The 9,793-nt window shown below is 49.1% G+C and carries 9 protein-coding genes and 2 pseudogenes; 9 read left to right on the top strand and 2 right to left on the bottom strand.

The features are described from left to right. Positions 1–32: 32 nt before the first annotated feature. Positions 33–467: pseudogene (locus tag HEM79_RS23075) on the top strand (RHS repeat domain-containing protein); the annotation flags it as partial. A gap of 28 nt (positions 468–495) precedes the next feature. Further along, positions 496–831: a hypothetical protein gene (locus tag HEM79_RS21045; RefSeq protein ID WP_065226147.1), complete on the top strand. Its 336-nt coding sequence runs from the start codon at positions 496–498 to the stop codon at positions 829–831. Between the two features lie 49 nt (positions 832–880). On the opposite strand, the gene HEM79_RS21040 is transcribed toward HEM79_RS21045, so the two are convergent. Next, complete coding sequence (locus HEM79_RS21040) at positions 881–1,174, bottom strand: SymE family type I addiction module toxin (protein ID WP_176242711.1); 294 nt, start codon at positions 1,172–1,174, stop codon at positions 881–883. 211 nt (positions 1,175–1,385) lie between these two features. Between HEM79_RS21040 and HEM79_RS21035 the strand changes: the two are divergent. From HEM79_RS21035 to phrB, 3 genes and pseudogenes are all read left to right on the top strand, one after another. Beyond that, positions 1,386–2,352: pseudogene (locus HEM79_RS21035) on the top strand (ISAs1 family transposase). 539 nt (positions 2,353–2,891) lie between these two features. After that, positions 2,892–3,401, top strand: coding sequence for a YbgA family protein (locus HEM79_RS21030; RefSeq protein WP_176242712.1), 510 nt, complete (start codon positions 2,892–2,894; stop codon positions 3,399–3,401). Beyond that, a complete protein-coding gene (gene phrB / locus HEM79_RS21025; RefSeq protein ID WP_176242713.1) occupies positions 3,398–4,816 on the top strand; it encodes a deoxyribodipyrimidine photo-lyase in 1,419 nt (472 codons plus the stop codon). The genes HEM79_RS21030 and phrB overlap by 4 nt, the downstream gene beginning before the upstream one ends. Before the next feature lie 129 nt (positions 4,817–4,945). Here phrB and dtpD read toward each other — a convergent pair whose 3' ends face one another. Continuing rightward, positions 4,946–6,427, bottom strand: a complete 1,482-nt coding sequence (gene dtpD, locus HEM79_RS21020; RefSeq protein ID WP_001032671.1) for a dipeptide permease DtpD — start codon at positions 6,425–6,427, stop codon at positions 4,946–4,948. Positions 6,428–6,697: 270 nt separating this feature from the next. Here dtpD and ybgI point away from each other — a divergent pair, with 270 nt between their 5' ends. The 4 genes from ybgI to pxpA are packed head-to-tail and all read left to right on the top strand — an operon-like array spanning position 6,698 to position 9,770. After that, complete coding sequence (gene ybgI / locus HEM79_RS21015; protein ID WP_176242714.1) at positions 6,698–7,441, top strand: radiation resistance protein YbgI; 744 nt, start codon at positions 6,698–6,700, stop codon at positions 7,439–7,441. 22 nt (positions 7,442–7,463) lie between these two features. Continuing rightward, positions 7,464–8,120 (top strand): 5-oxoprolinase subunit PxpB, encoded by a 657-nt coding sequence (pxpB, locus tag HEM79_RS21010; protein WP_176242718.1) that lies wholly within the window; start codon positions 7,464–7,466, stop codon positions 8,118–8,120. Beyond that, positions 8,114–9,046 carry a 5-oxoprolinase subunit PxpC gene (gene pxpC / locus HEM79_RS21005; protein WP_000912703.1) on the top strand — a complete coding sequence of 311 codons (933 nt, stop codon included), beginning with the start codon at positions 8,114–8,116 and terminating at the stop codon, positions 9,044–9,046. Before pxpB ends, pxpC begins: the two co-directional genes overlap by 7 nt. Then, positions 9,036–9,770 (top strand): 5-oxoprolinase subunit PxpA, encoded by a 735-nt coding sequence (pxpA, locus tag HEM79_RS21000; RefSeq protein WP_176242719.1) that lies wholly within the window; start codon positions 9,036–9,038, stop codon positions 9,768–9,770. Before pxpC ends, pxpA begins: the two co-directional genes overlap by 11 nt. The last annotated feature ends 23 nt before the right edge of the window (positions 9,771–9,793 follow it).

Below are 9,793 nucleotides of genomic sequence, written 5' to 3'. Positions count from 1 at the left end.
ATGAACGGGGAAATGGTTAGATTTGCGGTGATGATCCGATAGGGCTGGCGGGGGGATTAAACTTATACCAGTATGGGCCTAATCCGCTGGGCTGGATCGATCCGCTTGGATTAAGTGGCGAAGATGTCTTTATTCATTATACGGATAAAGAAGGTTTTGAACGTATAATGAACTCTGGAGTTATCGAACCAAATTCAAAAGGTAAAGTTTATATTAGTGATATATTGATGTCTCCCGATGATGTTATGAGAGATATTTTTATAGGTAATTCCAGACATGCAGGGCGTGGTGATTATGCTATTATATTTAAGGCTGACTCCGTGCAGATGAATAACATAATCAGGAGTTCTGAATTAGAATATATACATTCTGGTCGATTAAAACTTGGTGAAATACTTTATGCAAGTAAGAATCCGTACCACATAATATCCCACTTGCCTTATGAACAGAGATTAAAAATGACGTAGAACCAAGTAAAATCCAGAGGAGGTAAATGTGGTTGAGCAAAAAAATAAGAATTTGTTGTTAAATCAAGGGGAAGTGGCGGCTTTAAAGAAAGCCATTATGTACCTGAAGTTTTCATGTGAAGAAACAGAATCTTTATTATATGCGGGAAGTCCTCTTATTAATTCTGTATTCGCTAAACTATTAGATATTGATGATTTAGGACAGCAAGCAAAGGAGTTCTACAGTAAAAAGCATGCTCAAAATGAAAGATTTATTTTAGCAAAGCTGAAAAAATCGGAAGAGGAAGATGATATAATACTTAGTAAAGAGACAAGAGAGAAATTTTTTGAAGATTGTCTCTACCCGTTTACTAAAAATGAATAATGCCGAAAAAAGCCGGGAACAAAATTAAATCTTCCCGGCTTTTTATTATTTAATTATCGTTCAGCATACTAAACATCCCGTCACGCATCCCCTTAACCGACTGTTTAACCTGGTAAAGTTCCTTCCGCAGTTCCTGTACTTCGTTGTTATCCGCAAGCAGGATCAGGCAACCTTCCGAGATCTTCACGGTAACGCCCGTGCCGATCTCAAATCCTGCTTCTCTCAGCCATTTGGCGCTGATCTTGATCACCGGCGTGTCGCTGCGGTTGGGCAGATAACCCACGGTACAGCGGCGCTGTGTTTTGGAAATGGTGACTTCTGGCGTAATATCGTGTTCAGCCACGATTAACTACCTTAATTAGTTGCTTGTGGTGAGCGGTGATTAAGGGTGGCTGCCCAGGGAAAGATCACATAACGTTGTTTTTTGCACTAAATAATTCGCACTATATATTCAATAATTGTGCAATTCCTTATTACTCAAAACTGTTTTTCACAGCTTATATATAATCAAATACTCCTTACATAAATAAGGAGAACTAAATGGCACTTAAAAAATGATGGAGCATATTTCTATTACCCCTGATTACAGATAAGCCTGGAAAGTGGAACATAAATTTTCAGATATCCTGCGCTGACAATCTGTGCCGTCATTTTCGGTGCTGAAAGATAGGAAGATATAGATGATTTTGGGGAAACACATCTCGATTTTTTGAAGCAATATGGTCATTTTAAAAATGGCATCCCTGTTAACGATACCATTGCCAGAGTTGTATCCTGTATCAGTCCTGCAAAATTTCACCAGTGCTTTATTAACTGGATGCGTGACTGCCATTCCTCAAATGACAAAGACGTCATTGCCATTGATGGAAAAAAGCTCCGGCACTCTTATGATAAGAGTCGCCGCAAAGGAGTGATTCATGTCATTAGTGCGTTCTCAACAATGCACAGTCTTGTCCTCGGGCAGATTAAGACAGATGAGAAATCTAATGAGATTACAGCTATCCCTGAACTTCTTAACATGTTGGATATTAAAGGAAATGTGATCGCGACTGATGCGATGGGTTGCCAGAAAGATATTGTAGAGAAGAAATCCGTCTTCATATTGTTTGCGATGTCCCTGATGAACTTATTGATTTTACGTTTGAATGGAAAGGACTGAAAAAATTATGCGTGGCAGTCTCCTTTCGGTCAATAATAGCAGAAAAAAAGAAGGAGCCTGAAATGACGGTCAGATATTATATCAGTTCTGCTGATTTAACCGCAGAAAAGTTTACGACAGCGATTCGAAATCACTGGCACGTGGAGAATAAGTTGCACTGGCTCCTGGATGTGGTAATGAATGAAGACGACTGCAAAATAAGAAGAGGAAATACAGCAGAATTATTTTCAGGGATCAGACATATCGCCATTAATATTTTGACGAAATATAAGGTATTCAAGGCAGGGTTAAGACGTAAGACGCGAAAAGCAGTCATGGACAGAGACTACATCGCATCAGTCCTTGCGGGGAGCGGGCTTTAGTAATCTTGCTCTGGTTTTCAATTAAATACCATAAATATGAAAGCCTGAAGGATCAAAAATACCACGAAATTCTGATTTATTATGGTATTAAAGGTTCGGGGATAAATAGAGTAGATGGATGATTTTTCTCATGTACAAAGGCTGGGGGAGCTTGTGGTTTAATTTGCATGGCTGACGTTGGTGAAAGTCGCTATTTTAAAGTTGCAAAAATATCTATGGATAAGAATAATTTGATTATAAAGACGAGTAATGTAGAAATAGTATTTAAGATAACAAGGTGAATATTTATTTTAACAGCCTTTATGTTTTTTAAAGAGAAAAATGGTGTGTGATTATTGGTTTACAATACAATTAATAGTGAGGTAATCAAGCATTGAGAACTGTTAATTCCTAAAAATAAAAAATGAGTGCAGCTCGGAAAATAGTGGAATGATTCACGCTCAGATGAAGTTGATAATATTTTTACCAACAAAATGCTTCCCCACAAATCTCATTCCCCATCGTCTACACTTACTCCTGTAAACCGTTCAGGAGCAGTAATGAATCAACAACTTTTTGATGAAAGCACCCTAATCCGTATCTTCGCGCTTCACGAGTTACACCGTCTTAAAGAGCGAGGCTTAACTCGCGCGGCGCTTCTCGATTATCACAGCCGCTATAAACTCGTATTTCTGGCTCATTCTCAGCCCGAGTACCGCAAGCTCGGCCCGTTCGTGGCAGATATTCATCAGTGGCAAAATCTGGACGATTTTTACAATGAATACCGCCAGCGCGTAATCGTTTTGCTATCTCACCCCGCCAACCCGCGCGATCACACCAACGTTTTGATGCACGTTCAGGGGTATTTTCGTCCGCATATTGATTCCACAGAACGCCAGCAACTGGCGGCGCTTATCGACAGTTATCGCTGTGGCGAGCAACCGCTTCTTGCGCCGCTGATGCGTATCAAACACTATATGGCGCTTTACCCTAACGCCTGGCTTTCAGGGCAACGTTATTTCGAACTTTGGCCGCGTGTTATTAACTTGCGCCATGCAGGAGTTTTATGACCACCCATCTGGTCTGGTTTCGCCAGGATTTACGTTTGCAGGATAATCTCGCGCTGGCTGCCGCCTGCCGCAAGTCGTCTGCACGCGTACTGGCGCTGTATATCGCTACACCACGCCAGTGGGCGGCGCATAGCATGTCGCCGCGTCAGGCTGAATTTATCAATGCGCAACTGAATGGGCTACAAATCGCGCTGGCAGAAAAAGGCATTCCTTTGTTATTTCATGAAGTGGATGACTTTGCCGCCAGCGTTGAAATGGTTAAACAGGTGTGCGTGGAAAACGGCGTTACCCATTTGTTTTATAACTATCAGTATGAAGTGAATGAGCGAGCGCGGGATGCACTGGTTGAGAGAACGCTGTGTAACGTGGTGTGTGAAGGATTTGATGACAGCGTGATCCTGCCGCCTGGCGCGGTGATGACCGGCAATCACGAGATGTACAAAGTCTTTACGCCGTTTAAGAATGCCTGGCTGAAACGGCTGCGGGAAGGGATGCCGGAGTGCGTCTCCGCACCGAAAGTGCGCCCAGGCGGGGCAATAACAGCAGGAACGCCGATTCCGCTGAATTACCCTCGTCAGTCTTTCGATACTGCGCATTTCCCGGTGGAAGAAAAAGCGGCGATTGCGCAATTACGCCATTTTTGCCAGAACGGTGCCGGAGAGTATGAGCAACAGCGTGATTTCCCGGCGGTAGAAGGCACCAGCTGTTTGTCCGCAAGCCTCGCAACGGGAGGATTATCGCCTCGCCAGTGTTTGCATCGCCTGCTGGCGGAACAACCGCAGGCGCTGGACGGTGGAGCGGGTAGCGTCTGGCTTAATGAGTTGATATGGCGCGAGTTTTACCGGCACCTGATAACGTATTACCCCTCGCTGTGTAAACATCGTCCGTTTATTGCCTGGACCGACCGCGTGCAATGGCAGCGCAATCCTGCGCACTTAAAGGCCTGGCAGGAAGGCAAAACCGGATACCCGATTGTCGATGCCGCCATGCGTCAGCTTAACAGTACTGGCTGGATGCATAACCGTCTGCGGATGATCACTGCCAGTTTTCTGGTGAAAGATTTGTTGATCGACTGGCGCGAAGGCGAGCGATATTTCATGTCGCAACTGATTGATGGTGATTTGGCAGCCAATAACGGTGGCTGGCAGTGGGCGGCTTCTACGGGTACTGATGCCGCGCCGTATTTTCGTATATTCAACCCGACAACCCAGGGCGAGAAATTTGACCGCGAGGGTGGGTTTATCCGTCAGTGGTTACCGGAGCTGCGCGATGTGCCGGGAAAATCGGTGCATGAGCCGTGGAAATGGGCACAGAAAGTGGGTGTAAAGCTGGATTATCCAGAGCCGATTGTCGATCACAAAGAAGCCAGATTACGAACGCTGGCAGCGTATGAGGCGGCGAGGAAAGGGAAATAACAGACGCGTCAGGCAATTGTGCCCAGATGCCGGATGCGACGTGAACGCCGTATCCGGCCTACCTGATAGTGCAAATTTAATGAGCCATCCAGACCTGATAAGACGCGTCAGCGTCGCATCAGGCGCTTATTAAGACTCCAGCGCCAGTGCGCGATTTCTGAACTTCAGCGTCTGATACAGCCAAATCATCAGCACCAACCCCACACAAGCCAGTGCACCCCAGGTGATTTGATCAAACACTTCAATATACGCGTTGATGGAGTAATTGATCGCTCCGGAAGCATCAAACGAAGCTTGCGATGTCTGATCGGCAATGACGCCCGCCAGATAGTTAGCAATCGCGCCGGAAAGCAGCATATAAATGCCGGTTAATACGCCGGTCACGCCGGGAATTTCAATGCGCGTAATTTGCGACATGGCTACCGGATCGATAAACAGTTCGGCAAAGCCCATCACCGCCAGCCCCAGAACCATCAGCGGCAGGGAAGAGTGACCATACATCGCAGACCAGCGGGCGCTTAAGGTCAGAATGCAGAATCCGGCGCTCATCAGACCGAGGCCAAGAGCAAATTTTCCCCAGATGCGCACGGTACGATTTCCCGCGACGCTCTCTTTAACCACCCACGCCAGGAACACCCCGCACAGCATGACTGCGAAGGCATTAATCGACTGAAACATAGCGGTCGGAACGGTATAACCGAAAATATCGCGGTTAACGAAACGGTCGATATAAAGGCTAATCGAACTGCCGCCCTGTTGTGCGAAGGCCCAGAACAACATACTGAAGAAGGTAAGGGTAACAATCAGCCCCAGTTCTTTACGCTGTTTCTGGTTTTCTGCTTTGCGATAAATTTTTGCCAGCACCGCCAGTCCAATCACCGTGGCAACAACTAAGGCGTATACCGACCATTCTTTCCAGAACAATACAGTAATCAGCGCAGGTGTTGCGACCAGCAGAACCAGCAGCCATCCCCAGTTCGGCAGGAGAAAGTTTTTCGCACACAGCACCTCCTTATTAACGCCCCGGGTATGAGCGAAGTGACGATTGCCGCATAAGAAAATGACCAGCCCGGCGATCATCCCGACCGCAGCCAGGCCAAAGCCCATTGCCCAGCTGTACTCTTCCTGGGCGTAACCACAGGCGATTGGGGCGATAATAGAACCCACGTTACCTGCCGCATACATCAGCGAGAAACCGCCATCACGACGCGGGTCGGTTGGCTCATAGAGTTCGCCAAGCAGGCAACTGACGTTGGATTTAAACAGGCCATAGCCGCAGACGATAATCGCCAGCGACAAATAGAGGAATGTCGGATGGATCTCGCTGGCACCCAGCACCAGATGCCCGACCGCCATCAACAACGCTCCCAGCATTACCGCCATACGGTTGCCGAGCACTTTATCGGCCAGGAAGCCGCCAAGAATTGGCGTGACATATACCAGTGAACAGTAGGCACTGAATAACGCGTAAGCGTGGGTATCGTTGTACTTCAGTTGATTGGTGAGATAGAGAATCAGCAGGGCGCGCATTCCGTAGAAGCTAAAATATTCCCAGATTTGTAGCGCGACAACGTAGTAGATAGCGCGCGGCTGTGATGCGTGTTTATTCATGATAATTCCACAGTTGGATGCGACGCCACGTAATAAAAGCGCGGTGTGCGTGTGTTTCCTTAAAGTTAAAACCTTGATACAGATCTGATTATTTATGCAATATGCTGTCTGTTTGCATAAATATACATGAACTGTAGTGTGATGAGATAAACAATTTGCGCCTTTTGGCCGCCTGTTTGTTTCTTAATATGTCAAAAGATTGGCTATCGACGAACAGGCGAGGTAACGCTATGTTAACGGTGTAGCTATCAGAATACGGAAGGCGCGAAGATGAAAAACACCGAACTGGAACAACTGATTAACGAGAAACTGAACAGCGCGGCGATAAGTGATTACGCGCCGAATGGTTTGCAGGTGGAAGGCAAAGAGACGGTGCAAAAAATTGTTACCGGTGTCACCGCCAGCCAGGCGCTGCTCGATGAAGCGGTGCGTCTGGGCGCGGATGCGGTCATTGTGCATCATGGCTACTTCTGGAAAGGTGAATCCCCGGTAATTCGCGGCATGAAGCGTAACCGTTTAAAAACATTGCTGGCGAATGATATCAACCTGTATGGCTGGCATCTGCCGCTGGACGCGCATCCGGAGCTTGGCAATAACGCACAACTGGCGGCGTTACTGGGGATCACGGTCATGGGCGAAATTGAACCGTTGGTGCCGTGGGGCGAATTGACCATGCCTGTGCCGGGGCTGGAACTGGCTTCCTGGATTGAAGCGCGTCTGGGACGCAAGCCGTTATGGTGCGGTGATACAGGCCCTGAGATAGTACAGCGTGTCGCATGGTGTACCGGCGGCGGGCAAAGTTTTATCGATAGCGCCGCGCGTTTTGGTGTGGACGCATTTATCACTGGTGAAGTTTCTGAACAGACCATTCATTCGGCGCGCGAGCAGGGATTGCATTTTTATGCTGCAGGTCACCATGCCACCGAACGCGGCGGTATTCGCGCGTTGAGTGAGTGGTTGAATGAAAATACCGATCTTGAAGTGACTTTTATTGATATTCCTAATCCGGCATAACGAATAATCAGAGGGATCGAAAGTGCAACGAGCGCGTTGTTATCTGATAGGTGAAACGGCGGTAGTGTTGGAACTGGAACCGCCGGTGACGCTGGCCAGCCAGAAACGGATTTGGCGTCTGGTGCAGCGTCTGGTTGATATGCCGAATGTGGTGGAAGCCATTCCCGGCATGAACAATATTACGGTGATTTTGCGTAATCCTGAGTCGCTGGCGCTGGATGCCATTGAACGTTTGCAACGCTGGTGGGAGGAGAGTGAGGCGCTGGAGCCGGAGTCACGCTATATCGAAATCCCGGTGGTTTACGGTGGCGCAGGCGGGCCGGATTTGTCGGTGGTCGCGGCGCATTGTGGGTTGAGTGAAAAACAGGTCGTTGAATTGCACTCCTCCGTGGAATACGTGGTCTGGTTTTTAGGTTTTCAACCGGGCTTCCCGTATCTCGGTAGTTTGCCGGAACAACTACACACCCCGCGACGCGCTGAACCGCGTTTGCTCGTTCCGGCAGGTTCTGTCGGGATCGGTGGGTCGCAAACTGGAATTTATCCGCTGGCAACGCCGGGGGGGTGGCAATTAATAGGCCATACCTCGCTCAGTTTGTTTGACCCGACGCGGGACGAACCCATCTTGTTACGTCCCGGAGACAGCGTGCGCTTTGTGCCGCAGAGGGAGGGAGTATGTTGAAAATTATTCGTGCGGGGATGTATACCACCGTGCAGGATGGTGGTCGTCACGGTTTTCGTCAGTCGGGTATCAGCCACTGCGGCGCACTGGATATACCCGCGCTGCGTATTGCTAATTTGTTGGTGGGTAACGATGCCAACGCTCCCGCACTGGAAATCACGCTCGGTCAGTTAACGGTTGAATTTGAACGCGACGGCTGGTTTGCCCTGACTGGTGCAGGTTGCGAAGCGCGGCTGGATGATAACGCTGTCTGGACCGGCTGGCGCTTGCCGATGAAAGCAGGCCAGCGTTTAACCCTTAAACGGCCGCAACATGGCGTTCGTAGCTATCTGGCGGTCGCAGGCGGTATTGATGTTCCGCCAGTTATGGGGTCATGCAGTACCGATCTCAAAGTGGGGATTGGCGGGCTGGAAGGGCGTTTACTGAAGGATGGTGACCGACTCCCGATTGGCAAAGCGAAGCGTGATTTTATGGAAGCACAGGGCGTTAAACAGCTACTGTGGGGCAACCGCATTCGTGCTTTGCCGGGGCCGGAATATCATGAGTTCGATCGCGCCTCGCAGGATGCATTCTGGCGTTCACCCTGGCAACTTAGCCCGCAAAGTAACCGCATGGGCTATCGCTTACAGGGGCAAATTTTAAAACGCACCACCGATCGCGAACTGTTATCTCACGGTTTGCTGCCGGGTGTGGTGCAAGTGCCGCATAACGGTCAGCCGATTGTTCTGATGAACGACGCGCAAACCACCGGCGGTTACCCGCGCATTGCCTGTATTATTGAAGCCGACATGTACCATCTGGCGCAAATCCCACTCGGACAGCCCATTCATTTTGTCCAGTGTTCGCTGGAAGAGGCACTGAAAGCGCGCCAGGATCAGCAACGTTATTTCGAACAATTAGCGTGGCGGCTGCACAATGAAAATTGACCTGAACGCCGATCTGGGCGAAGGCTGCGCCAGCGACGCTGAACTGTTAACGCTGGTTTCCTCAGCCAATATTGCCTGTGGATTTCATGCAGGCGACGCGCAAACCATGCTGCTAAGCGTGCGTGAAGCAATAAAAAATGGTGTCGCGATTGGCGCTCACCCGAGCTTTCCCGACAGGGAAAACTTTGGACGTAGCGCCATGCAACTGCCGCCGGAAACGGTTTACGCCCAGACGCTGTATCAAATTGGCGCGCTGGCAGCGATTACTCGTGCAGAAGGTGGCGTGATGCGCCACGTCAAACCGCACGGCATGTTATACAACCAGGCGGCGAAAGACGCACAACTGGCAGACGCTATCGCCAGAGCGATTTACGTTTGCGATCCGGCATTGATTCTCGTTGGACTGGCGGGAAGCGAGCTGATCCGAGCAGGCAAGCGTAATGGCCTGGCAACGTGTGAGGAAGTGTTTGCCGATCGCGGCTATCAGGCCGACGGCTCGCTGGTGCCGCGAAGCCAGCCGGGCGCGTTGATTGAAAACGAAGAACAGGCGCTGGAGCAAACGCTAGAGATGGTGCAACACGGCAGAGTCAAAAGTATCACCGGTGAATGGGCGAAGGTCACGGCGCAAACGGTCTGTCTGCATGGCGACGGCGAGCACGCACTGGCGTTCGCCCACCGGCTACGATCCGCATTTGCCGAAAAGGGGATTGTTGTCGCAGCATAATCCCGTTGAACAAAGAACGAAAA

It is taken from the genome of Escherichia sp. 93.0816 (assembly GCF_013368855.2).
Taxonomy (GTDB): domain Bacteria; phylum Pseudomonadota; class Gammaproteobacteria; order Enterobacterales; family Enterobacteriaceae; genus Escherichia; species Escherichia ruysiae.
This window is presented reverse-complemented; position numbering and strand designations above follow the sequence as displayed.

Bases quoted from the DNA above. Each gene is read 5' to 3' on its own strand.
- ybgI (WP_176242714.1), top strand. From the start codon at position 6,698: ATGAAAAACACCGAACTGGAACAACTGATTAACGAGAAACTGAACAGC.
- phrB (WP_176242713.1), top strand. From the start codon at position 3,398: ATGACCACCCATCTGGTCTGGTTTCGCCAGGATTTACGTTTGCAGGAT.
- pxpC (WP_000912703.1), top strand. From the start codon at position 8,114: ATGTTGAAAATTATTCGTGCGGGGATGTATACCACCGTGCAGGATGGT.
- pxpA (WP_176242719.1), top strand. From the start codon at position 9,036: ATGAAAATTGACCTGAACGCCGATCTGGGCGAAGGCTGCGCCAGCGAC.
- dtpD (WP_001032671.1), bottom strand. From the start codon at position 6,427: ATGAATAAACACGCATCACAGCCGCGCGCTATCTACTACGTTGTCGCG.
- HEM79_RS21030 (WP_176242712.1), top strand. From the start codon at position 2,892: ATGAATCAACAACTTTTTGATGAAAGCACCCTAATCCGTATCTTCGCG.